The sequence below is a fragment of the Rothia sp. HMSC065C03 genome (assembly GCF_001837295.1).
Classification (GTDB): Bacteria; Actinomycetota; Actinomycetes; order Actinomycetales; family Micrococcaceae; genus Rothia.
Window position 1 is genome coordinate 315,812 of record NZ_KV831978.1, and the last position, 25,803, is coordinate 341,614.

Genomic DNA, 25,803 nt, shown 5'->3' on the forward strand with positions numbered 1-25,803 from the left:
TTCTGTGGTGGCGACCCCCTCCGCTTCTGTAACTGCTTCTGCGAGCGCTTCTGCTTCGGCAACTGCTGATCAGAACGCAGCCATTGCGAACGAGGCGAAGGACCAGCTGGGTGATTCCACCTCCGCTACCGAGCAGGTGACCGCTTCGGCTGAGAGCACTCGCTTCGCGAACTGTGCAGAGGTCGCGGCTGCCGGCCTGGCACCCATTCACAAGAGTCACCCGGACTTCCGTAAGAAGTTCGACAATGATGGTAACGGCCTGGGTTGCGAGGTTATCAACAGCGAGGTGACGGACGGTTCCTCCTCCAATATTTCCTCGGGCTCTTCTTCCCACAACTCCGGCGGCCTGGACAACCTGGGTAGCGGTTCCTCCTCTTCGAGCAGCTACACTTCGAGCCGTGCTCAGCGCTCTTCCCTGGCTAACACCGGTGCTTCTAACGCCTTCACCGTTGCTGGTATGGGCCTGGTGGCTCTGGGCCTGGGTGTTGCTGGCGTGACCGCTGTGCGCAACCGCAAGAACTCCTAAAACTATTGCCGCCGCCCGGTGCGGTGCGTGAGGGTCCCTTCCCCTGAATGCTTTCGAGCGTTCGGGCGGAGGGGATTTTCGCGTTTAACGGGGTGGTTTTTGCTATTGGGTTGTGCTGATGGGATGGGGTATGTACCTGTTAGTTTCTTCAACGTCGGGTTGAGAGTTTAGGTGTGCACGGCGGTGCAAAAGGCTCGTATAGTTCAACTGCGCCTTCAATAAACCTTCAAGAAAAATATGTTTTGTGAGTCAGGTCATGGCAAATTAGCGTCTTGGGAGCCGGTATCCCAAGCTTCGCTCGTTAGAATGGGTGGCATGAATATTCGAAACAACATCGCACGCATTGGTGCCACCGCCCTCATCGGCTGTGGCCTCGTTGCTACTTCCGTCCCCGCGACCTTCGCTGTTGAAGGTGCGCCTCAGGTTGTCCACACCTACGCAGACTCTGCACAGTTCATCGCCCCCGACGTATGGGTTGAGGGTCAGGGTCTGAACATTGGCGGCGAGGGCTTCAAGACCGCTGACGGCACCTCCGGTTCCGTTCTGGCACTGAAGCTGAACAAGGGTGCCGTTAAGATTGACGGCCAGGATTACCTGGAAATCCACGCTGACGCGGCTGGCAACTTCTCCGTTACCATCCCCTGGCAGGCAGAACTGCACGGCAGTGTTTCCGTTGACATTTACCTGCTCTCCGGCTCTCTGAAGGACGGTGACGTTCCCCGCGGCGGTAAGGCAGCTACCGTGACCATTAAGGTTGCAGAGCAGCCCGCACCGGCTCCTTCGGAGGACCCGACCCCCGCTCCTTCTCAGGATCCGACTCCGGCTCCTTCCGAGGACTCGACCCCGGCTCCCACTCAGGACCCGACCACCGAGGCTCCCAAGCCTGCTGAAGAGACCTCCGCACCCGCAGTTGAGGACGCTAAGGAAACCAAGCCCGCTGAGGACCAGAAGCCTGCCGAAGAGCAGAAGTCTGAGGACCAGAAGTCCGATGAGCAGAAGTCTGGTAGCGAGCAGCACTTCCGTTTCCAGAACTGCGCTGACGTTGAGGCGGCAGGTCTGGCACCGATTCACAAGAGCCACCCGGATTACCGCGAGAAGTTCAACGCTGACGGCGACGACTATGGTTGCGAGCAGGCCGTTGACTACGAGAACTCCAAGAAGTCTGACAGCGTTTCGCTGAGCTCCGGCTCGAATGACAACCTGGGTTCCGGCGACAACCTGGGCTCCGGTTCCTCCAACGCATCCTCCAAGAGCTCTTCTTCCCTGGCTAAGACCGGTGCATCCGGTGCAATGACTGCTGCTGGCCTGGGTCTGATTGCTCTGGGTGCAGGTGGCGCAACCATCGTTGCAACCCGCATGCGCAAGAAGGCTTAATAACGCCTAGTCGCTAAGCTTTTAGCTACTTTGATGGGCTCCCTCCATATCGGAGGGGGCCCATTTTTTGTGCCTTTTGAGGCTGTGGGGGATGCTGGGAAAGACGCGAAAAAAGCAAAAAATTACGAACGAATAGCGCTACTGACAAGGCTATTTATCAGAGATACATAACACTTATCTCTAAGTTAAGGTGAGCACAGGGCAAACACAGACTCGCACGGGAATCTAGATACTACCAAGAACGCACAGCCCGGAGCTGAAGAACAGACAGCGACGAGCACAGCGAACATCACGACACGATACCTGGAGCACCCAATGAACATTTTGACCATGGCACTCGCCGACGCCATAGCCATCGCAGCGCTCTGCACCCTCTACATGGTGCGGCACCGCAACCGCGAACTGATGATTTCCTACGCGGTCATCAACGCCGGTATTTTCACCGTCTCGGTGGCGCTGGTATCCGCCGGATCGAACGCATCCGCTATGGGTATGGGCCTCTTCGGTGTCCTGTCGATTATCCGACTGCGTTCCACCGCCCTGAGCCAGCGCGAGGTCGGCTACTACTTCGTAGCCCTCTCGGTCGGCATGATCGCAGGTGTGAACATCAGCCCGGCGTACATCGCCTTCGCCCTGATGGCTACCCTGGTCGCCCTGATCGCGATTCTTGACTCGCGCAGCGCCCCGATTTCTACGGAATTGACTCAGACCGTCACCGCCGATCGTGCGATCAGCGACGAGGAGGAGCTCAAGAACTACCTGACCGCTCGCCTGGGCTACACCGTCACCTCGGTCAAGGTCACCGAGCTGGACATGGTGAACAACCTGACCCGCGCAACCGTCACCTACCAGCCCAAGGAGACCACCGAGAGCGGCACCCCCGCAGCGGTGGAGGCGGCAGCACCGCAGGTAACCGCAACCCGCCAGCCTGTAGCAACTCAGCAGGTGGCACCCACCGCCGAGGCGCACGCCACGCTGGACACCCGGATGATTCCGCTCCAGCGCACGCCGGTGGGCAAGTAAAACCAGCCGGTATCTAGACTTCCGATTCACTCCAACCGCACGACAACCCCGATACCCACGACACGCCGCCCCGGCGCATAGCCCAACGCACAGCCCAATGTACCGGGGCGGCACCCCAGAAGGACAAGACCCATGACTAACGCAGCCGCAAACATCATCCCCGCAGAGTGGAAGAGCATCAGCCTCGAAGCCATGAACGAGAAGGCAGCCATGCAGACCCGTGTGGACCGCAAGTACATTGTCGACGCAGAAACCGCCGCCAAGGTACTCTCCACGCTCGACGCAGACGCCTCCGTCATGGACATCAAGGGCCAGCGCGACTTCGCCTACGACTCGGTCTACTTCGACACCCCGCAGATGCAGAGCTACCACTCGGCAGCCTACAGCCGCGACGATACCTTCAAGATCCGTACCCGTAGCTACCTGGACTCGAAGCTGACCTTCCTGGAGGTCAAGACCGACGGCGAGCAGGACATGACCGTCAAGAAGCGTATCCCGTACACCTTCGAGAAGCGCGATACGCTCACCGCGGAAGGTCGTGAGTACATCACCGCAGTGCTCGCTGACATCCTCGCGGGCCCCGTGCACAAGCTGGAGGCGGTCCTGACCACCGGCTACCGCCGTACCACGGTCTTCCTGCCGCAGAGCGAGAAGAACCCGGTCGCCTCCCGTATGACGGTGGATACCAACCTGACCTGGACCCCTCTCTCCGAGAACATCCTCATGGCGGGCGTGAACTACCGTAACTTCCACGGCAACCTGGTCGGCACCACCTACGGCCTGCCGAACGCGGTCATCATCGAAACCAAGTCCGGCGTGGAGCCCTCCGTGGCTGACCAGCACCTCTGGGATGCGGGCATCACCCCCGCGAAGATTTCCAAGTTTGCAACCGGTATGGCGGCGCTGAACCCGCAGCTGGCAAGCAACAAGTGGGAAGAAACCCTGAAGAACTGGATGCACCTGGAACCGGTCGACGGCACCCGCCTGAACGTGGATGACATGACCGAAGAGGATTACCAGAAGCTGCTGACCGAGCATTTCGCAGCCGCCTAAAACGGCAACCCGCCTAAACGGCAACCTGGGATGCGCGGGTAGGGTAGCGCACCTACCTTACCCGCACCCCCAGCCCCTCATCTATACCCCCGAACCAAGCACAACATCGGCTTTATTCGCCCCACACAGGCAATAACCGCTCTCGCACATATTCACATTTCATATACGACTTACCCCTGTGGCGCTGGCTCTACGCGAGTAGTCACCCAAACACAAAGGAAAACCCGTGAAAAAGAGCAATATGATTAAGAGCGCAACCTCCATTACCCTCCTGGCAGCCCTGGCGTTGACCGGCTGCTCGGCAACCTCGACCTCGAACGCTAGCGCTTCGAGCGCAACCACGACCTCCGCTTCGAGCACCTCGGATACCAAGTCGAAGACCGCCGATTCCTTCTCCACCGACGTGAAGAGCGGCGCGAAGCTCGCCGAGGACACCCACTACTCCGCGAAGGATCTGACCTGGGATTCCTCCAGCGAGGTCACCATTGATCTTTCAAATCCAACCGCGACCGACGGCGTGACCGTCAGTGACGGCGTCATTACCATCACCAAGGCGGGTAACTACCGCCTGAGCGGCACCTACGAGGGCCAGATCAAGGTTGAGGCAGGCGACAGCGACATGGTCCGCCTGATCCTGAATAACGCGACCATCACCAACTCCACCGGCGCGGCAATCAACGTGGTTGAGGCGGACGAGGTCGTTATCTACACCGCCTCGGGCACCACCAACACCGTCTCTGACGGCTCCTCCTACTCCGATACCGCCAGCGGCAGCCCCGACGCCGCCATCTACTCGAAGAGCGACCTGACCCTGACGGGCGAAGGCACTCTGAAGGTTGAAGGTAAGTACGAAGAGGGTATCCACACCTCTGATGGCCTGGTCATTGCCTCCGGCACCCTGGAAGTGAACGCGGCAAACACCGGCATCAAGGGTAAGGACTACGTCGATATTCTGGACGGCACCATCACCGTGACCGCAAGCCAGGACGGCATCAAGGCAACCAACGACACCGATGGTAACCGCGGCTGGGTACGCCTGAGCGGCGGTACCGTGAACATCTCCGCAGGTGACGACGGTTTCAAGGCCGAGCGCGTGCTGGAAATCTCCGGCGGTACCCTGAACATTACCCAGTCGAACGAGGGTATTGAGGCGCAGTACATCAACATCCTGGACGGTACCGTGAACGTGACCAGCTCGGATGACGGTATCAACGCCTCGTACAGCACCACCAGCACCACCTCAACCAGCACCGAGTCGGCTTCGACTTCCACCACGCAGACCACCCAGAGCAAGCAAGCTGCACAGGGTAATGCGGCACAGGGCGGTCAGGCACCCGCAGGTGGCGGTCAGGCTCCCTCCGGCTCCATGGGTTCCGGTACCACGGGCCAGCCCCCGGCTGGTGGTGGCATGGGCGGCGGTATGGGCGGTGGCGGCGGCACCTTCGAGGTGGTCGACGCAACCATCAACATCACCGGCGGTACCGTCACCGTGAATGCGAACGGCGACGGCATCGACTCCAATGGCACGGCAACGCTCTCGGGCGGCACCCTGATCGTGAACGGTCCCTTCACCGGTGGTAACGCCTCCCTGGACACCAACGGCGACCTGCTGCTCAACGGCGCGACCGTGACCGCGGGTAACTCCGGTGACATGTTCGAGGCGCCCGCAACCTCCTCCACCAGCGGCTACGTGAAGATCAGCAACGTATCGAACCTGAGCGCCGGCACCACCGTACAGGTGGCCGACTCCTCCGGTAACGTGGTGGCGAACTACAAGGTGACTAACTCCAGCACCGCACTGATCCTGGTCTCCAGTGCCAAGATCACCAAGGGCGAGAGCTACACCGTGTACACCACCACCGATAGCGTGGATGCCTCCAGCACCACCCTGGCTTCTAACGCCACCTCGCTGGGCTCCTTTACCGCAAGCTAGCAGCTCCTTTACTGCAAGCTAAGCGGTAGGAGCTGCCCCCCTAAGCTCCGTGCGGGATGTCATGACCTGCACGGTACCCTCTCCGAACCCGGTCTTGTGAGTGAGCCGGTAGGAGAGACACTCGCCCCGCATCGGATGTAGCGATACGTCCGGTGCGGGGCTACGTGTTATCTAGGGAGTTGTTATCTAGGGAATGTGGCGTCTGGGGTATAAAAGGCTACCGGTGCAAAATAAAACGGTTGTTCCGGTGCGAAGAAGTGCTTTGATACGCAAAATAGGTGCCGCTGAGCGAGACATTCAGGGCTGAAACAGGGTACTCTATAGTGTAGTAAAGACTGTTGAACGATCCGAGAGCGATGCGCCGCGCGCGCTGTTCGCCTCGGACAGGATGAAAGAGGGGGTCACGCCATGGGGCGCGGCCGTCAGAAGGCTAAAGCAACAAGGCAGGCTCGGGAGATGAAGTACTTCAGCCCCGAGACCGACTACAGCGCACTCGAGCGCGAGCTGAGCAGCGCGAAGAAAACTAAGTCCTCCGATTCGTCCCGCCGTCGCTATGACGACGAGGACGACTACTCGGCATACGCAGAAAAGTACGCGTCCTACGAGGATGAGGCATAAAGAATACGCGGATTGATTCGGTGCATATCGACCGAACGTATTCGATAGATGATGAACCGGCTTGAGGCCCCGCACGGGGTGCTCAGCCGGTTTTTTCGTGCCCTCATTTGATGGATGCAAGCAGGCGTGTGCACGGGGGAGGGCGGGTTACCCACGGGGGTTCCTTAGCTAGGTGGAGCACAAAGCCAATACACATGTTTATACATAGGTGCGCATAGCATCTTCTGGTACTACAGCATAGGCAGTAATAAAAAAGTTTGAAATGAATAATCATGCATAGCTTCTGCACAGCTTAGTCATGCCTGGCACAGAGAATAGCCCGGCATTCTAGAGACATGAACAACGAACAGAACATGACTCAGAACATTGACCAGGCCACCCAGACCGCGGCTGAACAAGCAACTACCGTACAAACCGCCGCAGAGCAGAAGCTAGCCAAGAAGAAGCTCACCCGTCGAATTTTCATCGGCGGCGGCCTCGGCGCACTCGCAGTAGTTGGCGGCGGCGCAGGCTGGGCGTACAACCGCTACCTGGCGGAGCACACCGAAATCGAAGACACCACCGCCTACGAGGCGGCAGCAGCTCAGGCAAACGCAAGCGCCTCCGGCTCCGCCACCGCAGATCCCACCGAACTGACCGGCGTGAAGGTCAACGGCCAGAGCCTCACCGCTAACGAAGGCTCAATCACCATCACCTCCAACACCACCGGCAGCGGCTCGGATGCGGTCGTCTCCTTCGTAGCAGACATCAAGCTCGACAACGCAACCCTGCTGCGAAGTGCCTTCGCCAACAACAAGTTCGGCCAGAACATCATCGACATCCCCTCGAACATTGCCTCCGAACACAACGGCATCTGGGCGATTAACGGCGACTACTACGGCTTCCGTACCACCGGCATCGTGATCCGAAACGGCGTCGTCTACCGTGACGCCGGCGCTCGCGAGGGTTTGGCTTTCTACCGCGACGGCTCCGTCAAGCTCTACGACGAAACCGCAACCAACGCCCAGACCCTCGTCAACGAGGGCGTGTGGAACACCCTCTCCTTCGGCCCCGCACTGGTCAAGGACTCCGCGGTTGTCGACGGTATCGACAGCGTCGAGGTGGACACCAACTTTGGTAACCACTCCATCCAGGGCAACCAGCCGCGAACTGGCGTGGGTGTGCTTGGCACCAACCACCTGGTCTTCATCGTGGTTGACGGCCGCTCCACCAACTATTCGCGCGGCGTGACCATGCCCGAGTTCGCGCAGATGTTCAAGGACCTCGGCTGCGTCAGCGCCTACAACCTGGATGGTGGCGGCTCCTCCGCCATGGTCTTCAACAACGAGCTGGTCAACCGCCCCCAGGGTGGCACCAAGGAGCGTGGCACCAGTGACATCCTCTACATTGCAGGGAGCGCATCGTGATTATCCTGATACCCGCCTATAAGCCGGACCAGTCATTGGTCCGCCTTGCCTGGGCCCTGCGCGAACAGGACCCGGGAGCCGAAATCCTCGTCATTGACGACGGATCCGGCAGCACCTACGCACCGATCTTTACCGAACTGCGTATCGACGGCGTGACCGTGCAGACCCACCCCTCCAACAAGGGCAAGGGTGCGGCACTGCGCACCGGCATCGCCTGGGCGAAAGCAAACCGCCCCGGCGAGGTCATCGTCACCGCCGATGCGGACGACCAGCACCTACCCCAGGACATCTTCCGTGTGGGTGTGCGCACCGAAACCGCGGCGGCGGCAGGCCAGAAGAGCATCGTGCTCGGTGTGCGGACCAAGCCCGACCCCAACGCCGGCGAAGAAGGCACCAAGGTGCCGCTGCGCTCCAAGATTGGTAACAGCGCAACCGTAGGCTTCTTCGCTCTGGCGACCGGCGCCCGCGTGGCAGACACCCAGACCGGTCTGCGCGGCTTCACCCCGCAGATCCTGGACTGGCTGCTGCAGATTCCCGGTGATAAGTACGAGTACGAGTTCTCCATGCTGCTGCGCGCAACCCGCGCAGACATGGACCTGGTACAGGTACCCATCGTGAAGGTCTACGAGCCGGGCAACCCGACCAGCCACTTTAGGCCCCTGCAGGACTCGGCGCTCATCTACGCACCGCTGCTCGCCTTCCTGGCGTCGTCCTTCCTGACCGGCTTCCTCGTGGATGCTATCGCCCTCTTCGTCCTGGTGGGCCTGGGTGCTCCTCTGCTGGCAGCTGTGGTCGGTGCGCGCGTCATCTCGGCGCTGACGAACTTCACCGTCAACCGAATGCTCATGCACGACGGAGGCGCACGCCCCTCGGCATCCTCTTCGCTGGTGCGGTACGCCGTGCTGGCGGTGGGTATCCTCGCAGCCAACGCGGCTCTGATGGAAACCCTGACCGGCCTGGGCGCGTCCCTGCTGGTCGCCAAAATCCTGACCGAGCTGTTCCTCATTCCGGTCAGCTTCGCGGTCCAGCGCCGCTGGGTTTTTCTACCCGCCCAGAGTCAGGAAAAGCCGCGAGCGAAGGAAATTGCCACCAACGCACCTTCGGGTTTGCGTGCGGTGAGCTACGAGTCCGCTCGCATGGAGGCAGCCGGTATCCGTACCGGTGTGCGCGCCTCCCAGGTACGTCCCTAGCGCTTTCTACCTAGCGTCCAGCTCGCTAGGGGCGTACCCCAAGATTTCTCCCACCCGTCAGTCGTGAGGGTGGGTGGGAGAAACAAGCTGCCGCATCAGATGCGGCAGCGTTCTGTTCACGAAAAGCCCCCGCTGAAAAAACTCAGCGGGGGCTTTTTGTATATATTCGGCCTTTCAGAAGCCTATTGGCTCACCGGCTTCCGTGCTGGCAACATACCGATTACTGACCGGGAATCAGACCGCCGGGAGTAATCAGGAACGGCGGGTTGTGGTTAACAGCCGGGTTGGTCACGTAACCAACACGAGCCGCACGGGTCGGGTGCTTGGGTGCACGCTTCGGCCAGGGCTTCGCGGTCGGGTTCGGGTCCTTCTTGCCCTGCACCATAGCCAGTGCGCTCGCCGCGTTCACAATGCCGGAACCGCAACCGTTCACATCGCAGGTGAGCGGCTTGGAGCTCTGCTTCAGAATCTGCTTTGCACGCTCAGCGGTCAGCGAGGGATCCACGGACTTCATCAGAGCAATCACGCCAGCGACCTGGGGTGCTGCCATGGAGGTGCCGTCGTACTCGGTGTAGCCTGCACCCTTGGAAACGGTGGTACCCAGGTCCACGGTGGACATGATGCTGCTGCCGGGGGCGCTCACATCAACAAGCTTGCCGTAGTTCGAGAAGTCGCTACGCTTACCCTCCTGGTCGGTAGCGCCCACCACAATGGAGCCGCCGCAGTTAGCCGGAGCAATCTTGGAGGTGTCCTGACCGTCGTTACCCGCTGCGACAACGAGAATCGCGCCGCGCTTGTTCACCTCGGCAATAGCCTTGGAGTAGGTTGCGGGGCAGGTGCCCTCGCCGCCGAGGGAGAGGTTAATGATCTTGGCGGGGTTGGAGTTCGCGGGAACGCCCTCAACGGTACCGCCGGCAGCCCAAACCATTGCATCCGCAATGTCGGAGTCGTAGCCGCCGCACATGCCCAGGGCACGCACGGGCAGGATCTTGGAGTTCGGCGCCACGCCGACGATGCCGCGCTTATTGTTCATAATCGCCGCGATGGAGCCGGCAACGTGGGTGCCGTGCCAGTTCGACTCGCTTGCCTCAGAGTCAGCGTCGCAGACGCCGGCTTCTTCCCAGTTGCCCTGGTCGGTCGGGTCGGAATCGCGGCCGTTGCCGTCACGGGCAATGGAAGGCTCGGTGATGAAGTCGTAGCCGGGCAGAACGTTAGCGTCCAGGTCGGGGTGCTTGACGATGCCGGAGTCAATCACGGCAACGGTCACGCCAGCGCCCTGGGTAGTTTTCCACGCCTCGGGGGCTGCCAGGCCCTTGGTGCCGTGCAGGTTCCACTGCTGCGGGTACAGGGTGTCGTTCGGTGCCACAACCTGGTCCGATGCCTGTGCAGCCTTGGCGACCTGAGCCACCTTGGAGGTTGCGGCGCCACGAGCGCGTGCGTTGGAGTGGCGCAGCAGGTCGGGCTCGACCGATGCGACGGACGGGTTGGAGCTCAGCGTCGCCATGTACTTCTCAGCCTGCTCTGCGGTGAGCTTGGAGGAGAGGGTCACCACGGTTGCCTTCTGGGCGGTGGTGCGTACGTAGCTGGTCTTGACCTTCAGCAGCTCGTCGATGCTCTTCACGTCGGAGCTGATGCCCTGGTAGAGGGCGTCACTCCAGGTGGAGACCTGGGTGCCTAAGGGGCTTGCCCAGTTGATGCCACCGGAGTTCAGTGCGCTGTCGGTGTAGGTGATGACGAAGCGGTTGAAGCCTGCCTTCTGCTGACCGGAGCTGAGGGAGGAAATAGTGGTGTGCGCCTTGGCGCGTTCGGCGCCGTTAGCCTTGGCGGGTGCCGCGAAGGATGCGGGGGCGCCCAGGGTCGCGATGAGTGCTGCGGCGGTGCCCAGGCTCAGCGCGGTGCGTGCGATGCGGCGCGCTGAGGGGTGAGTGGTAAAAGACATCGGGGTCCTTTGCGTATGTGAGTGCCGGAAGCGGCAAGTGGGTTGGTCATCCACTCACATAAATGCACTTTTGAGAAAATATTTGCATTCTTTTGCATATTTGCTTGTGAGGAGCGAATAGAAAAAGAAAATGCACATCACTGCATTGATGTGTATTTTTCTCTAAACTCCCGTGCGGGAGTTCTTCGGAAGTAGTTTATGTGGTGAGATATCGCTATCCTAGCACCTTTTCCTATGTATCTAGCGCCTAAAACTCGATAGTGTGGCGCAGGTAATGAGATTTTTCTTTCATGTAAATGCAGATAAAGAAATGCCTAGTCGAGATATTCTCATGCCTTAAAGCAGTGATTTAAGTTTTGCTCATCTTTATATAAAATGAGGTGCATCACATCATATATTTTATTCATAAAGTAACTGAAAAAGGGTGCTAGAGTATCTCACGGTGCGTACCCGTGCATGCACATTGTGAACCCACAACGTAACCCCGTACTACGCACCAACACCTCACTCTTCCGTATTCACTCGTACCGAATGCGCACCCGCGCCCTCAATGCGAATCGGCAATGTTGCGCCGAACCGTGCATACCCGGTACCACTCACACAAGGACGTCCATGCTTCGCATTGCTCGCCCCTCGCAGGCACGCTCCTCACAGCGTTCCCTGCTGAGCTTCGTCACCGCAACCTGCCTGCTCTCAGCAAGCGTCATCCCCGCCGTGGCGGTACCCACCGCGCAGGCAAACCAGGCTTCTAACGCGGCACAGGCTTCTAACGCCGCGCAGACCTCCAACACTGCACAGATTTCTAACACCGCACAGGCAACCCAGTCCGCGCCCGTGGCGTACAACCGCTTCATCATCACCTACACCGAGGACGCGAAGAACGCCGCCTCCACCGACGCCACCGCAGACCAGATTGACTGGTCCGCAGCCGCCGGCACCCAGCAGGCAACCTGGAGCGACGCACTCTACGCGGGCATCACCTCCGACGTGCAGAGTATCGACGAGCTGCTGAACATTAAGACCAGCTACGTCCGCTCCACCGCGCTGGATGCCAGCGTGGTCACCACCTCCGCAGAGCTCACCCCCGCCCAGGCGCAGCAGTACATGAACGCCCTGAGCGCGAACTCCAAGGTTGCCTCCGTGTCCCCGGATATGCGCCGCTACGCCACCGTGGACACCACCTCTGAGCCCGTCAAGATTAACGACCCGAAGATGAACCGCATGTGGTCCCTCACCGGCGAGAAGGGCATCTCCGCGCTGGAGGCGTGGGGCACCACCCGCGGCAAGGGCGTGACCGTGGCGGTGCTGGACTCCGGTATCACTGCGCACCCTGACCTGGACGCTAACGTGCTGCCCGGCTACGACTTCATCGCAGAATCAGCATTCTCTAACGACGGCGACGGCCGTGATTCCGACCCGACCGACGCCGGCAACTGGACCGTAGATAACCAGTGCTTCACCGGTTCGAAGGCGACCGCCTCCGACTGGCATGGCACCCACGTGGCGGGCACTATTGCCGCTATCGCCAACAACAACGAGGGCATTGCCGGCGTGGCACCCGAGGCGAAGATCGTGCCCGTGCGCGTTCTGGGTGCCTGCGGTGGCTTCGACTCGGACATCACCGATGGCATCATTTGGGCTGCCGGTGGTAGCGTGCGCGGTGTTCCCGCAAACCAGAACCCCGCCCAGGTCATTAACATGTCCATTGGTAGCGAGGGCACCTGCACCACCCCGTACCGCCAGGCGATTGCTCAGGCGAATAAGCGCGGCTCCATCGTGGTTGTCGCCGCGGGTAACAATAACTTTGACGCATCGAAGTCCAGCCCCGGCAACTGCGAGGACGTCATCAACGTGGGCGCGACCGATAAGAACGGCAAGCGCTCCTACTTCTCCAACTACGGCTCCCGCGTGGACGTGAGCGCACCCGGTGGCGACCGCCGCTACTGGGGTGGCGGTATCCTCTCCACTCTGAACGCCGGCAAGACCGCTCCCGGTAAGGCTGACTACGCCGAGTACCAGGGCACTTCGATGGCGGCACCGCATGTTGCCGGTATTGTGGCGCTCATGAAGGCAGTCGACCCGAAGCTGACCTACGCTCAGGCGAAGAAGGTTCTGCAGTCCACCTCTCAGGGTGTTGAGTGTGACCAGTCTGCGTGTGGTTCCGGCATCGTGAATGCGGCGCGCGCGGTTCAGCAGGTCCGTTCCGACCGTGAGGCTGCGGATGCCGCCGCAGCTGAGGCGGCACGTAAGAAGGCTGAGGAGGAGGCCGCACGTAAGAAGGCGGCTGAAGAGGCAGCTCGCAAGAAGGCTGAAGAGGACGCTAAGCGTCACCAGACCCCTGCACCGAAGGTGACCCCGGCTCCGAAGACTAACCGTCCGGTAACCCGCCCGTCCCGCCCGGTGACTCGCCCCTCGTACCCGTCGCGTCCGCGTCACGGTCACACTCCGCGTTACCGCTCCTGGTACGGTTCTTCTGCGAACACCTACCCGAGCAGTGGTTACTTGGGTTTCGCTTCCGGTAATCACCGCTAGTCGAAACTCTTTTTAGATACGAAAAGCCCCCGATGATTTCTCTCATCGGGGGCTTCGCTCTGCCCGTGAACCGGGTCTGTCTACGCTATGGGTAGCTTAGTGCTGATCGTCTGCCTCGCGGGGCTTCTGCGCGGGGTTGGTGACCAGCGGCTCGTCCTGGGTGACGGGCTCGGCGTCACCGTTCAGGTCTTGGACCTGGGCATCTTCGGGGATTTCCATGGCGGGTGCGCCGGGAATCTGGTCGTAGTCGCCGGTGAGGTTCTCACCATTGGCTCCTGCCGCGAGGGCTTCTGCGGTTGCTTCGGCTACCTCGTTGGTGGCGGCCCTATCGGCAATCTTGGTGTTAGATGCTCCGGCGCTCAGGCCCTTAGAAATGATCTTGCGCGGTCGCAGATAGGTCACCCTGCCGTTCGCGTCCAGGTTTCCAGCCTTTTTCGCCAGGTTGAAACTGTTGATAATGCCGCGGCTGCAGAAGACCTTGTCGCATTTGATGCGATTACCTCCCGCGAGGGTGAATGCTCTCTCGACCTGCTGAGTGGTCATGGAGGTGCCGTTGACCAGCTGCTGCGCCAGGAGTGCGGAGACGTGCGGCGCCGCCATGGAGGTGCCGCTCTCGTAGACGTAGGTGAACTTGGTGTTATCCGGGCGGTCGAGGCTGTTCACGGACAGGGAGAGGATGTTCTCACCGGGTGCGGAGATATTGACCCTCGTGCCGTAGTTGGAGAACGACGCTCGCTTGCCTTCCTTGGTGGTTGCGCCAACCGTGATGACGCCCATGCAGTTGGCGGGCGCGTACTTGGATGCTTCCGTGTTGCCGTTACCCGCCGCGGCGACCACGAGTGCACCCTTGGAGCGTGCAATGTCGATGGCGCGCTGGTAGGCGGCGGGGCACCGGGTTACGGTGCCGATGGACATGTTGATGATCTTGGCGGGGTAGGTGTTGTCCGGCACGCCGTCAACGTGTCCGCCGGCTGCCCAGATAATCGCGTCGGCAATGTCGGAGGTGCGGCCACCACAGCGGCCCAGCACGCGCACGGGCTGCACGCGGGCGAGGTCGGCGACGCCGACGATGCCCATGCCGTTGTTACCGCGGGCACCGATAATGCCCGCCACGTGGGTGCCGTGCCAGGTGGAGGTGTGGGCGTTCGCCTGGTCCTTGCAGAGGTTGTAGGGTGCGTAGTCGCCTTCATCCAGGGGGTTGGGATCGCGGCCGTTGCCGTCGCGGGCGCTGAGCGGGTCGCTGACGAAGTCGTAGCCGTTCGCCATGCCGGTGACCAGGTCGGGGTGCGGCACGTAGCCGGTGTCGAGCACGGCGACCTTCACGTTTGCGCCGCGGCGCAGGCGAGCGTTACCGGTGTTCTGCACGCCGGTGGTGGGGTTGGTGAGGTTCCACTGCTTGCTGTACTGCGGGTCGTTGAACTGGAAGGTGATGTCGCCTTCTGCGGCGGGGTAGTTGATGTAGTCGGGCTCGACGGATGCTACGTCCGGGTCGGAGGCGACCTTCGCCATGAACTCCTTTGCCTCGTTTTTGTTGAGGGTTTTGGAGGTCTGGATGACGGCGTCATCGGTGGAGGTGTTGTGCAGGAACTTGGTATCGACGTTCAGCGCTTCGCTGACGACCTCGACAGTGTCCATGATGTCGTCAACAATGCCGCGGACTGCGTCCCAGTCGCCGTCGCGCTGCATTTTGCGCTGCTTGGCTTCCTTGGTGTAGGTGACGATGAATCGGTCGAACACCTGCTGGGGGAGCGTACCGGGCGCCGCCGCGGTGGGGGTGTTGGGGCGTGCCGCGCCGTTGCGCGCGAGGGTGAGGGGGCTGACCGGGCCTTCGATCTGGGGTGCCGCCTGAGCTGCTGCCAGGATGGCTTCGTCGCTGGGTGCCTGCGCGAGGACGGCGGGCAGGTCACCTCCGAAGAGGATGGCGCCGGCGGCGAGCAAGCTCAGTGCCGCGCGTGCGGGGCGCTTGCGGCGGCGGTTATCGGTGCAGGGGCGAGGAGGTGTTTCGGTGCGCTGCGCGCCGATGTATGGAAGCCTCATCTGGTTCTCCTGATGTAGGTGGTATGCGGACTGTGTGATGTGTACTGGTGTTTCCGTCTGTAGGTGCACGAGGTGCGGATAGGGTTTTTACGGGGCGGCAAAAGGGGTCTGATTTTGGGCGCGCTGAAGTAATAAATGGGGTGAGGGAATAGTGTTTTGTGGACCCTTTTTTCGTACCGGAAGAACTCTTTTTTGGACGGTGTGCAACGTACGTTTCTAAGGTATCACTTCAAGGTGAGCTTGAGGGATTTTTGAGGTGCTTTTCACGGGTTAATGTGCAGAAAATCAACCTGTGGAGGCTGAATAGCGCCCAGTGATTGAGAGTTTATGTAGGTAAAGCTTGAGGGTTGGAGTATGCGAGGCAGGATATGAGGCACCTCTTGCTGACAGGGGAGAGAAATAAATGTTTTAACACTGTGGTGTAAGCACTAGAATGCATTAAAAATGCAGTTGATAGCAAAAAATAAAAATAGCCTGAAATACGCGTGAAAATAAATAAAAAGCTGGCATCAAACACACGGGACAACGCGCACCGCCGGTAGACACACACAGACCGGGGCGGCCACCGTATAGGTGACCGCCCCGGCATCAGCAATTATCAGCACCAGCAAGCTGGCGCTCGCTACCTACTGGAGAAAGCGTCCTTAGGAAGCGTAGGAGCCCAGCAGGCGAACCGCGCCGCCGTCCACGCCCTTAGCGCCCTGTACGTAATCGGGGTTGTTAGCCTCGGGCTCACCGGCGGCAACAACGTCACCCATAATCCAGGAGGGGATACCGCGGTCGTTCAGGCGCTTGGTAGCAGCCTCAGCCACGGAGGGGTCAACGATAGCGATCATGCCTACGCCCAGGTTCAGGGTGCGCTCCAGGTCGGCAAGGGGCACGTTGCCCAGCGAACCGATCAGGGAGAAGATGGCGGGAATCTGCCAGGTGGAGCGGTCCACGCGACCCTCCAGGCCCTGGGGCAGAACGCGAGCCAGGTTAGCAGCCAGGCCGCCGCCGGTCACGTGGGAGAAGCCGCGTACACCGCTGCCGGTGGTGCCGTCTTCGCCGTTGACGGGGAATGCTGCCGCCAGGTCCAGGCAGTCTGCCGCGTACACGCGGGTGGGTTCGAGCAGTTCTTCACCGATGGTGCGGCCCAGCTCGTCCACCTGGCGCTCCAGGCCCCAGCCGGCAACGTTCAGGACCTTGCGGACCAGGGAGTAGCCGTTGGAGTGAATACCGGAGGATGCCATAGCAATCAGCACGTCGCCCTCACGCACGCGCTCGGGGCCGAGCAGCTCGTCTGCCTCAACCAGACCGGTTGCTGCGCCCGCAACGTCGTACTCGTCTTCTGCGAGCAGGCCGGGGTGCTCAGCGGTTTCGCCGCCAACCAGGGCGGTACCAGCCTGTGCACACGCGCCAGCGATACCGCGCACAATGTCAGCGATACGTTCGGGCACAACCTTGCCGGTGGCAATGTAGTCGGTCATGAACAGCGGCTTCGCACCGCACACGACGATGTCGTCCACGACCATGCCGACCAGGTCGTAACCGATGGTGTCGTGAATATCGAGTGCCTGCGCGATAGCGACCTTGGTGCCCACACCGTCGGTGGAGGTAGCCAGGTAGGGCTTACGGTACTTGACGAGCTCGGAGACGTCGTACAGGCCCGCGAAGCCGCCCACGCCACCAACGACGGAGGAGTTGTGGGTCGCCTTGATAGCGCCCTTCATCAGTTCAACGGCGCGATCGCCAGCCTCTACGTCAACACCTGCGCTTGCGTAGGTTACGGTGGTGGTGTTCTCGCTCATTAGGATTCCTTCGGGGTAGTGGTAGCGGAGGAGTTTGCGGGGGTGCGGTCCTGCTCGGTGAGCAGTGCCTCGAGGTCGGCGTCGGGGCCGGGGTTGCACATGCCCATGCCGGGGTCGTCAGCAGCGATTTCTACGTCGGAGGCGTTGAACTTCGTTTCGAGAGTTTCGGTGCCTTCGCGGGTTTCAATGGAGACAGCCTCGGCGTGCTCGGGCTTAGAGGGAACGGGACGTTCCACGGTCACCTCTGCCGCCTTACCGGCGAGGGGGCCGCCCTTGCCCTTTTCTTCGGCGTCAAAGAGGGACTTGCCGCGTCGTTCCTCGCTGGGCAGTTCAATCGGGTATTCGCCGGTGAAGCATGCGGTGCACATGTTTTCGGTGGGCTGTTCGGTGGCTGCCATCATGCCGTCCTGGGAGATGAAGCCGAGCGAGTCGGCACCCAGGGAGGAGGCGATTTCGTCCACGGACAGGCCGTTAGCGATCAGCTCCGCGCGGGAGGCGAAGTCAATACCGTAGAAGCAGGGCCACTTTACGGGCGGGGAGGAGATGCGCACGTGCACTTCCTTAGCGCCGGCTTCGCGGAGCATACGCACGAGGGCGCGCTGGGTGTTACCGCGAACGATGGAGTCGTCAATAACGACGAGGCGCTTGCCCGCCACCACGGACTTGAGCGGGTTCAGCTTCAGACGGATACCGAGCTGGCGGATGGTCTGCGAGGGCTGAATGAAGGTTCGACCCACGTAAGCGTTCTTGACCAGACCGTTACCGTAAGGAATGCCGGACTCTTCGGCGTAACCGATAGCAGCCGGAACACCGGATTCGGGGGTGGGCATGACCAGGTCAGCTTCGACGGCGTGTTCGCGGGCGAGCTGGCGGCCCATTTCTACGCGGGATTCGTAGACGCTACGGCCGGAGATGGTGGTGTCCGGGCGAGCGAGGTAAACGTACTCGAAGACACAACCGGCGGGCTTAGCCTCAGCGAAGCGCTGGGAACGCAGGCCGTTCTCGTCAATGGTGAGGAATTCGCCGGGCTCAACTTCACGCACGAAGGACGCGCCGACGATATCGAGTGCCGCGGTTTCGGATGCGACAACCCAGCCGCGCTCCAGGCGACCGAGCACGAGGGGGCGTACGCCCTGCGGATCGCGTGCGGCGTAGAGGGTGTTCTCATCCATGAAGGTGAGGCAGAAGGCACCGCGCAGGGTCGGCAGCAGGTCGAGCGCTGCTTCTTCGAGAGAGTCGAAGTCGTGCTCTGCCAGCAGGGCGGTGACGAGTGCGGTGTCGGTGGTGTTGCCCTGGGCGAGTTCGCCGTGCTTGGGGGGCTTGCCGCCATTCTTAGCGATGACTCGGTCGTAGAGATCAGCCGAGTTGGTGAGGTTACCGTTGTGCGCCAGGCAGAGCGTGCCGTGCGGGGTGGTACCGAGAGTCGGCTGTGCGTTAGCCCAGTGGGATGCGCCGGTGGTGGAGTATCGGGCGTGGCCGATAGCGTGGTCGCCGGGCATGGAGCTGAGGGTGGCTTCGTCAAAGACCTGGGAGACGAGTCCCATGTCCTTGTACACGTGGATGCGTTTGCCGTTGCTGGTTGCGATACCTGCCGATTCCTGGCCGCGGTGCTGGAGCGCGTACAGGCCGTAGTAGGTTAGCTTTGCCACGTCCTCGCCGGGTGCCCAGACACCGAAGACGCCGCAGGCGTCCTTGGGGCCGTGGTCAATCGGATCGAGGTCGTGAGTGAGTTTTCCGTCGGGGCGAATCAATTCACTTCTTTTCGACGTTGGGACTGCGGATGCGTCTGCGCGGGCGCGAGACGGATGTGTGTTTCTGTACTCGCACCTGCCTGTGTGTGCCATAGCCTACACCAGACCCTTAAAAGTGTACCGGGTTTCGGTCTAGATGTGGTGACGGATACGCTAAATACCTCAGGACGGACCACTAGAACAGGCAACAAACACGCCAAATTACGAAAACTGCCGTAGGCCTGCGGGCTCATAGCAAGTTCTAGAAGAGCGGCAACAAGCCCGAAAGGTCACTGCGCTCCCCTGAAGCGTCAAGCGCACCGGCACCCACCGCCTGCGCCCACGAACACGCACCCAGCACCAGCGCCGCCCACACGAGCGGGCGCGTCTCCACCACGGACGGCGGGGTGCCGCGCGTATGGCGAGGACCCGCCACGCACTGGGTCACACCCAGCGGGGGCACACGCACCTCCACACTATTGCCGGGGGCTAGGGTGGCCAGCTCTTCGAGGGTAAAACGCACGAAGGTTGCGCGCACGGAGCGGGGGAGCGCCGCGAACGCCTGCTCCACCTCCGGGCTATTCAGCAAGTAGCTGTTCAGCAGGTACTCGCCTCGGGCGTGCGAATCCGCAGGCTCGCCGGCTGCCGCACGCCGTTCCTCAAAGAAAGCACGCACTTCGCGTACCGCCGCCATACCGTCTGCTTCGGAAGTTTTACGTCGAATCGCCACGATTAGTCCTCTTCCGCGGCGCCGGGAACCAGACCCTCGCGGGTGAAAAGCTCCTCATGCACACGCAGCTCGCCCACCTCAACCGGCTTGCCGTCTACGTAACCGCCGGTCACGGGGCGAACCACCAGCGCGAGCAGGCGCTCGCATTCTTCGGCGCTCAGGTAACCGCCAGCAACCAGCGCACGCAGCGCAACGGCGTACATGGCGCGGTGCGAACCGTCGCTCATCTTCACCACCACGGACGCACCCGAACGCAGACCGATGCAGAGCACGCCCTCCGCGCCGCCCTTGACGATCGCGTCCAGTTCTTCGCTGAGCACGGTGTCGGGGGAGCCGGGTGCCTGAATCAGCTCGGGGTAATCCACCATGGCGGTCGCGACCGTGGAGGCGCGCGCATCCGCCCCGAGGTTGCGGATTGCCGCACCGAGGGTCGAGTAGGCGCGTGCGGCACCGGCAAGGGAAACGGCGTGCACGGGCGCACCGCAGCCGTCAACGCCGATTGCGGCTACGGGCTCGCCGGTGAACGCCTCAATTTCTTCGGTGATGACCTGCTGCAGCGGGTGCGCGGGGTCGAGGTAGTTGTGCAGGGTCCAGTTTTGCGATCCCTCTTCAAGGTCGCCGCGCTCAAGCTTCGCGGTGCACGCCCACAGGAATGCGGCGTGCTTGCCGGAGCAGGGGTGCGCCAGGGTAGTAGCGGCAAGGTTCGCCTGAACCATTGCCTGGCGTGCCTGCTTGTCGGAAGGGAGCGTGGGCTTGAGCGCCAGGTTTGCCGGGGTGAGCGGGTTGGTTTCGGTGCTGCCCTGGGTGAGTACGTCCTGCACGGCGCGCATCTGCTCGAAGGTGCCGCGGTGCGAGCCGCAGGCGATGGCGACCTGGGAGCCGCGCAGGGGCGCGCCCGCCTTCATGGATCCGATGGCCTGCAGCGGTTTGGCGGCGGAGCGCAGGTAGAAGGGCTCGTGAATGTCGCCGAGGGCAAGCTGCACATCGCCCTCGGGGTTGAGTAGAATGAGGCGGCCTCGGTGGCGTGCCTCAATGAAGTTGTTGCGGGTGAGCTGCGCGAGTTCTACGTCGAAGGCGCTGCTGTGGTCGGTGGTGTGAGTGGTTGCCTGTGGGGTGGTGCTGTTGGTCATTCTTCTAGTTTAAACGGGGTGTGCGGCTTGACCCTATTCGTGCTCAGCGGTGCGGAGCTAGGATGGGCTGGCGCGGTCGAGGGAGAGCCCTGTGAAGAGATTCACGTTTACTGCGAGTTGAAGTTATGAGTAACTCATTTTTATAATTGAAGTGTGCTCAAGCGCAACAACGGGTAAGACTAAGGTAAGTGAGCGAGGCACAGCCCGCACGAACCGAAAAACCCAGCACCGCATAGGACCGACCACGATCGACGCCCGACGAACCATTCCGGCGCCTCGACGTACCGCCTCATGAACATGGCGATGACCAAGGCAGCGGCAGTTGAGCAAAACCCCACCCCGTCAATCGATGAGCTATGAGTGTATCCACGGTTTATCATCTCTGACATGCCCCATATGCAGTCTGAGAACGGGCGTATGTATCCAGTTAGGAAAATGATGCGGCCCCGGGGTCCTATATCTAGGCAAAACTAGTTAGACGTGACCCGGTACGAGTATGCATCGCTTAATGCCCCTCACCCCTCAACTTACTCTTGATCGGTGAGAGGCAAACCATGTAAAGGAGTACATCCATGGCAGAGCAGAACAACACCTCCGCAAACACCTCCGCACAGAACAGCGCCCCCAAGGGCAGTTTGAGCGCAGAATCTGAATTCCACGCAAAGTTCTTCCCCATCCTGGCTCGCGTTGCTTCTGTGACTGCAGTGCTCATGTACGTGTTCTACTTCCCGCAGATTATCGGTAACCTGAACGGTCACAAGGGTGACTGGATTCAGCCTCTGGTTGCTGCTGTGAACTGCACCCTGTGGGTTCTGTACGGTCTGTGGCGCCCCAAGAAGGACGTCCCGATTATCATCGCGAACGCTCCCGGTATTGTTTTCGGCGGCCTGGCTGCTATTACTGCCCTCATCTAATGCTTTAGCTTGATTCGGTAGCTTCGGTTATTAAGCTGTGCGGCTCTTCCCTAGCGTGCATTCTTACGAATGTGCCGCTACATGAGAAGAGCCGCATTTTTAGTGCGCTCAGCTCACATTTTTAGTGTGATACCGGGTACCCTGAATAGCATGAAGGTTTTGGTACTGGGCCCCGGCGGCCGCGAACACGCAATTATTCGAGCGCTTCTGCGCGACCCTGAGGTAACTGAGGTGCACAGCGCCCCCGGCAACGCCGGCATTGCCCAGGATGTTCCCGTCCACGCAATTGACGCGAATGACCCCGCCCAGGCAACCGCCCTGGCACGCGAATTGAACGCCGACCTGGTCGTTATTGGCCCCGAGGCGCCCCTGGTCGCCGGTGTCTCCGATGCACTGCGTGAGGCGGGTTTTGACGTTTTTGGCCCCTCCGCAACTGCCGCGCAGCTGGAAGGTTCCAAGGCTTTCGCTAAGCAGGTCATGGAAGAGGCTTCCGTACCGACTGCCCGCGCCTACGTGGCTACGAACGCCGCTGAGGCGCAGGCGGCACTGGACGAGTTCGGTGCACCCTACGTGGTGAAGGACGACGGCCTGGCTGCGGGTAAGGGTGTTGTGGTGACCGAGGACCGCACCGCGGCACTGGAGCACGCTCAGGCTTGCTTCAACGCCGGCGGCACCGTGGTCATCGAAGAGTTCCTGGACGGCCCCGAGGTGTCCCTCTTCGTCATCTCTGACGGCAAGAACGTTCTGCCGCTGTCCCCGGCTCAGGACTTCAAGCGCATTTTCGACAACGACGAGGGCCCGAACACCGGCGGTATGGGCGCCTACACCCCGCTTCCCTGGCTGCCCGAGGGCTTCGTACAGGAGGTTGTGGAGAAGGTTGCCCGCCCGACCGTGGCTCGCATGGCTGAGCGCGGCACCCCGTTCGTGGGCGTGCTCTTCTGCGGTCTGGCTGTGACCAGCCGCGGCGTGCGCGTTATCGAGTTCAACGCCCGCTTTGGCGACCCGGAAACCCAGGCGGTTCTGGCGCGTCTGCGCACCCCGCTGGGTCAGCTACTGCGCGCGGCTGCTCGCGGTGAAATTTCTGAGGGTACCGAGCTGGATTGGGATCCCCGCACCGCAGTTGACGTGGTTATGGCTGCTGAAAACTACCCGGACACTCCCCGCAAGGGTGACGTCATCTCCGGTCTGGACGAGGCAAACGCTCTGGAGGGCGTGCACGTGATTCACGCGGGCACTGTCGCATCCGAGGAGGGTGTGCTGACTGCTGGCGGTCGTGTGCTGGCTGTTGTTGCTCTCGGCGATGACCTGGCTGCGGCCCGTAACGCCGCCTACGAGGGCGTTCGCGCTATCTCCTGGGCTGGCGCGCAGTACCGCACCGATATCGCGCTGAAGGCTGTGGAGAACCGCATCCACATTCCCGCTCCGCGCGGCTAAAACCTAAGGTGACCGGCTTCCCCGCTTGAGGGTGGGGGAGCCGGTCGCTTCTTTGCCACTCGCTTCTTTACTCCTTGCCGCCTCAGCTTTTCCCGGGTTCATTTCCTCAGCTCGGGGTACTGTCGGCGGCGCACGGGTCAGGTTGGGCTCTCAAGATTGTGCCGTATTGATGACTGATTGGCACTATCGGGAGCCGCGCCTGTCGCGGTATTGTAATTACACAGACTTTTTGCATCCACATCACACCACCTCATCAGGAGAAATTCTCATGACTTCTCGTTCTAACCCCGTGGAAATCCCGGGCTGGACTCACATTTATTCCGGTAAGGTCCGCGACCTGTACGTTCCGAATGAGGAACGTTTTGACGCTACCGGCTTGACCGTCAATGATGACGCTGAGCTACGTGCCGGTTCGGTCATGGTTGTTGCCTCGGACCGTATTAGCGCGTTTGACCGTATTCTGCCCACCGAAATCCCGGATAAGGGCAAGATTCTGACTCAGATGTCCCTGTGGTGGTTTGAGCAGCTCAAGCAGGTTCCGAACCACGTGCTGTCCACTGACGTTCCGGATGTTGTGGCTGGTCGAGCAATGATTTGCCGCTCCCTGAACATGTTCCCGGTGGAGTGCATTGTGCGCGGTTACCTGACCGGTTCGGGTTTGGCTGTGTACAACGAGACCGGTGAGATTGCTGGTGTGAAGCTGCCTGCGGGCCTGGTGGATGGTTCCCGCCTGGACACCCCGATTTTCACTCCGACCGGTAAGGCTGAGGTGGGTGAGCATGATGAGCTGGTGACCCGTGAGGAGCTGTACGCTGAGGTTGGTCAGCCGGTGGGTGAGCGCCTGGAGGAGCTGAGCCTGAGCCTGTACACCACTGCGGAGAAGATTGCTCGTGAGCAGGGCATTATTCTGGCGGATACCAAGATGGAGTTCGGTACTGATTCGTACCGCGGCGAGATCACGCTGGGTGATGAGGTTCTGACCCCGGATTCTTCGCGTTTCTGGGATGCCCAGCAGTACGAGCCGGGTCATGCCCAGCCGAGCTTCGATAAGCAGTATGTGCGTGACTGGCTGCGTTCCCCGGAGGCGGGTTGGGACGGTTCGGATAATGTGCCGCACCTGCCTGAGGAGGTTGTGGAGAAGACTCGTGCCCGTTACGTTGAGGCGTATGAGCGTCTGACCGGCACGAAGTTCTAAACTCAATATTTCGGGCTGAAATAAGTCTTTGAGATAGCTAAAGGGCGGTGCCCCGGAAGGTCATTCTTCCGGGGCACCGCCCTTTAATCCATAAGCTCTTTTACATGCATTCTTATAGGTGCTATACGTCATAAATACATCTTGTGTGTCTATTGTACGGGGGGGGGTTGTCCTCTATCATACTTAGTAATCGGCTCATGATACGCTCGTATCACTGCCGGTTCTCGCCCATCAATGATGCTTGAGAAAGGTGAAGTCCATGGCAAAGAAGCCCTTCACACCCCTCGTCCTTATCGGTATTGCCTGCTGCCTGGGCGTATCGAGTTGCTCCACTACCGTTGAAGTTAAGCAAGACATTCGCAATGTCCTGGCAAGCTACGAGAATCCCTCCCCGGATATTAACGTGGCCCTCGTCAACGAGGTCAAAAAGTGTATGAGCGAGAAGTCCTTCACCTACTCCGGTAGCCAGAACATTATTGACGGCTCCTCCGTTCATGAACTTGCGATGAGTGGCGCCCACTTCGCCAACGAAGAAGCGGCCACCCAGGGATACTGGTCCACCCGGCAGGGCAACGCTAGCTCCAGCAATGCACCCGCGATGGAAAACCCGGCATATCAGAAGGCGTTCATAGGCGACCCTCAAGCCCCAGACAGCAAAACTGTCACCATCACGATGAGTAACGGTGCCCAGACCAGCATGGCAACAGATTCATGCCTCGGACGTGCGGCAGAAGCTGTCTTCGGCTCAGCAGAAAACTACCTCAAATACACCAACTTCGTTAACGAACTCAACACGGGCGGATCCAAAAATAACGCGATAGAAGAAATGGGGAAATACTACCGCGATGACACCACCTACGGTGCATGCATGAAAGAAAGCGGATACGCCGATATCCAGCACTTCGGAGATGCTCCCAGCTACGCAGAGAAAACCTGGGGTAAGTACAAGGCAGCCAATGTAGCCGCCAATGCGGAAGAGCAATCCCTAGCTCACGCCGACTACAACTGCCAAAAGTCTACTGGAATCCTGACTAAGGCACAGAATATCTACTACGAAAAGGCTGCGACCTGGCTCAATGAGCATGAGCCGCTCATCCTTGAAGTACGCGATATCGAGCGCCAGGCCCAGGAGCGCGCCGCAGCTCTACTCAACGGCAACTAGCCGACAGCAACTGGCCAGCGGCACCTAGTAAACGCTGATTCCTCGTTGGACATTTTCTAGCGAGATTTTTCTACCGGTCCTCTGCTC

General features: G+C 60.6%; 19 protein-coding genes. 13 read left to right on the forward strand and 6 right to left on the reverse strand.

What is annotated here, in order from left to right; genetic code table 11:
• The 8 genes from HMPREF2605_RS01545 to HMPREF2605_RS01580 all read left to right on the forward strand — a co-directional run.
• Positions 1-526: excalibur calcium-binding domain-containing protein (locus tag HMPREF2605_RS01545; RefSeq protein WP_141762266.1), on the forward strand; the 526-nt coding region annotated here is incomplete at its 5' end.
• Between the two features lie 315 nt (positions 527-841).
• Positions 842-1,900: an excalibur calcium-binding domain-containing protein gene (locus tag HMPREF2605_RS01550; RefSeq protein ID WP_070846736.1), complete on the forward strand. Its 1,059-nt coding sequence runs from the start codon at positions 842-844 to the stop codon at positions 1,898-1,900.
• 315 nt (positions 1,901-2,215) lie between these two features.
• A complete protein-coding gene (locus tag HMPREF2605_RS01555; protein WP_070846737.1) occupies positions 2,216-2,923 on the forward strand; it encodes a DUF4956 domain-containing protein in 708 nt (235 codons plus the stop codon).
• A gap of 132 nt (positions 2,924-3,055) precedes the next feature.
• Positions 3,056-3,976, forward strand: a complete 921-nt coding sequence (locus HMPREF2605_RS01560) for a polyphosphate polymerase domain-containing protein (RefSeq protein WP_070846738.1) — start codon at positions 3,056-3,058, stop codon at positions 3,974-3,976.
• 226 nt (positions 3,977-4,202) lie between these two features.
• A complete protein-coding gene (locus tag HMPREF2605_RS01565; protein WP_070846739.1) occupies positions 4,203-5,909 on the forward strand; it encodes a carbohydrate-binding domain-containing protein in 1,707 nt (568 codons plus the stop codon).
• A 408-nt stretch (positions 5,910-6,317) separates the two neighbouring features.
• Positions 6,318-6,527 carry a DUF3073 domain-containing protein gene (locus tag HMPREF2605_RS01570; RefSeq protein ID WP_005504588.1) on the forward strand — a complete coding sequence of 70 codons (210 nt, stop codon included), beginning with the start codon at positions 6,318-6,320 and terminating at the stop codon, positions 6,525-6,527.
• A 335-nt stretch (positions 6,528-6,862) separates the two neighbouring features.
• Positions 6,863-7,933: a phosphodiester glycosidase family protein gene (locus tag HMPREF2605_RS01575; RefSeq protein WP_070846740.1), complete on the forward strand. Its 1,071-nt coding sequence runs from the start codon at positions 6,863-6,865 to the stop codon at positions 7,931-7,933.
• Positions 7,930-9,123: a bifunctional glycosyltransferase family 2/GtrA family protein gene (locus HMPREF2605_RS01580; RefSeq protein ID WP_070846741.1), complete on the forward strand. Its 1,194-nt coding sequence runs from the start codon at positions 7,930-7,932 to the stop codon at positions 9,121-9,123. Before HMPREF2605_RS01575 ends, HMPREF2605_RS01580 begins: the two co-directional genes overlap by 4 nt.
• Before the next feature lie 220 nt (positions 9,124-9,343).
• Here the strand turns inward: HMPREF2605_RS01580 and HMPREF2605_RS01585 are convergent, their stop codons facing one another.
• Positions 9,344-11,062 (reverse strand): S8 family peptidase, encoded by a 1,719-nt coding sequence (locus tag HMPREF2605_RS01585; protein ID WP_070846742.1) that lies wholly within the window; start codon positions 11,060-11,062, stop codon positions 9,344-9,346.
• A gap of 612 nt (positions 11,063-11,674) precedes the next feature.
• Here HMPREF2605_RS01585 and HMPREF2605_RS01590 point away from each other — a divergent pair.
• Positions 11,675-13,594 carry a S8 family peptidase gene (locus HMPREF2605_RS01590; RefSeq protein ID WP_070846743.1) on the forward strand — a complete coding sequence of 640 codons (1,920 nt, stop codon included), beginning with the start codon at positions 11,675-11,677 and terminating at the stop codon, positions 13,592-13,594.
• Between the two features lie 96 nt (positions 13,595-13,690).
• On the opposite strand, the gene HMPREF2605_RS01595 is transcribed toward HMPREF2605_RS01590, so the two are convergent.
• From HMPREF2605_RS01595 to HMPREF2605_RS01615, 5 genes are all read right to left on the reverse strand, one after another.
• Positions 13,691-15,631 (reverse strand): S8 family peptidase, encoded by a 1,941-nt coding sequence (locus HMPREF2605_RS01595; RefSeq protein ID WP_070846744.1) that lies wholly within the window; start codon positions 15,629-15,631, stop codon positions 13,691-13,693.
• A 644-nt stretch (positions 15,632-16,275) separates the two neighbouring features.
• Positions 16,276-17,421, reverse strand: coding sequence for a phosphoribosylformylglycinamidine cyclo-ligase (purM, locus tag HMPREF2605_RS01600; RefSeq protein ID WP_005504604.1), 1,146 nt, complete (start codon positions 17,419-17,421; stop codon positions 16,276-16,278).
• A complete protein-coding gene (gene purF / locus HMPREF2605_RS01605; RefSeq protein WP_049340957.1) occupies positions 17,421-19,172 on the reverse strand; it encodes an amidophosphoribosyltransferase in 1,752 nt (583 codons plus the stop codon). Before purF ends, purM begins: the two co-directional genes overlap by 1 nt.
• Positions 19,173-19,413: 241 nt before the next feature.
• Positions 19,414-19,881, reverse strand: a complete 468-nt coding sequence (locus HMPREF2605_RS01610) for a sterol carrier family protein (protein WP_141762260.1) — start codon at positions 19,879-19,881, stop codon at positions 19,414-19,416.
• A gap of 2 nt (positions 19,882-19,883) precedes the next feature.
• Entirely contained in the window at positions 19,884-21,011 is a 1,128-nt protein-coding gene (locus HMPREF2605_RS01615) for an asparaginase (protein WP_070846745.1), read from the reverse strand.
• Between the two features lie 572 nt (positions 21,012-21,583).
• Here HMPREF2605_RS01615 and HMPREF2605_RS09620 point away from each other — a divergent pair.
• From HMPREF2605_RS09620 to HMPREF2605_RS01635, 4 genes are all read left to right on the forward strand, one after another.
• Entirely contained in the window at positions 21,584-21,925 is a 342-nt protein-coding gene (locus HMPREF2605_RS09620; protein ID WP_070846746.1) for a hypothetical protein, read from the forward strand.
• Between the two features lie 150 nt (positions 21,926-22,075).
• Positions 22,076-23,359, forward strand: a complete 1,284-nt coding sequence (purD, locus tag HMPREF2605_RS01625) for a phosphoribosylamine--glycine ligase (protein WP_070846892.1) — start codon at positions 22,076-22,078, stop codon at positions 23,357-23,359.
• 268 nt (positions 23,360-23,627) lie between these two features.
• Positions 23,628-24,554, forward strand: coding sequence for a phosphoribosylaminoimidazolesuccinocarboxamide synthase (locus tag HMPREF2605_RS01630; RefSeq protein WP_049343179.1), 927 nt, complete (start codon positions 23,628-23,630; stop codon positions 24,552-24,554).
• A 259-nt stretch (positions 24,555-24,813) separates the two neighbouring features.
• Positions 24,814-25,716 (forward strand): adenylate cyclase, encoded by a 903-nt coding sequence (locus tag HMPREF2605_RS01635; protein ID WP_070846747.1) that lies wholly within the window; start codon positions 24,814-24,816, stop codon positions 25,714-25,716.
• The last annotated feature ends 87 nt before the right edge of the window (positions 25,717-25,803 follow it).

Excerpts from the sequence above, each read along its gene's own strand:
- HMPREF2605_RS01550 (WP_070846736.1), top strand. The coding sequence starts at position 842 with ATGAATATTCGAAACAACATCGCACGCATTGGTGCCACCGCCCTCATC.
- HMPREF2605_RS01555 (WP_070846737.1), top strand. The coding sequence starts at position 2,216 with ATGAACATTTTGACCATGGCACTCGCCGACGCCATAGCCATCGCAGCG.
- HMPREF2605_RS01560 (WP_070846738.1), top strand. The coding sequence starts at position 3,056 with ATGACTAACGCAGCCGCAAACATCATCCCCGCAGAGTGGAAGAGCATC.
- HMPREF2605_RS01570 (WP_005504588.1), top strand. The coding sequence starts at position 6,318 with ATGGGGCGCGGCCGTCAGAAGGCTAAAGCAACAAGGCAGGCTCGGGAG.
- HMPREF2605_RS01575 (WP_070846740.1), top strand. The coding sequence starts at position 6,863 with ATGAACAACGAACAGAACATGACTCAGAACATTGACCAGGCCACCCAG.
- HMPREF2605_RS01585 (WP_070846742.1), bottom strand. The coding sequence starts at position 11,062 with ATGTCTTTTACCACTCACCCCTCAGCGCGCCGCATCGCACGCACCGCG.
- HMPREF2605_RS01590 (WP_070846743.1), top strand. The coding sequence starts at position 11,675 with ATGCTTCGCATTGCTCGCCCCTCGCAGGCACGCTCCTCACAGCGTTCC.
- HMPREF2605_RS01595 (WP_070846744.1), bottom strand. The coding sequence starts at position 15,631 with ATGAGGCTTCCATACATCGGCGCGCAGCGCACCGAAACACCTCCTCGC.
- purM (WP_005504604.1), bottom strand. The coding sequence starts at position 17,421 with ATGAGCGAGAACACCACCACCGTAACCTACGCAAGCGCAGGTGTTGAC.
- HMPREF2605_RS01615 (WP_070846745.1), bottom strand. The coding sequence starts at position 21,011 with ATGACCAACAGCACCACCCCACAGGCAACCACTCACACCACCGACCAC.
- HMPREF2605_RS09620 (WP_070846746.1), top strand. The coding sequence starts at position 21,584 with ATGGCAGAGCAGAACAACACCTCCGCAAACACCTCCGCACAGAACAGC.
- purD (WP_070846892.1), top strand. The coding sequence starts at position 22,076 with ATGAAGGTTTTGGTACTGGGCCCCGGCGGCCGCGAACACGCAATTATT.
- HMPREF2605_RS01630 (WP_049343179.1), top strand. The coding sequence starts at position 23,628 with ATGACTTCTCGTTCTAACCCCGTGGAAATCCCGGGCTGGACTCACATT.
- HMPREF2605_RS01635 (WP_070846747.1), top strand. The coding sequence starts at position 24,814 with ATGGCAAAGAAGCCCTTCACACCCCTCGTCCTTATCGGTATTGCCTGC.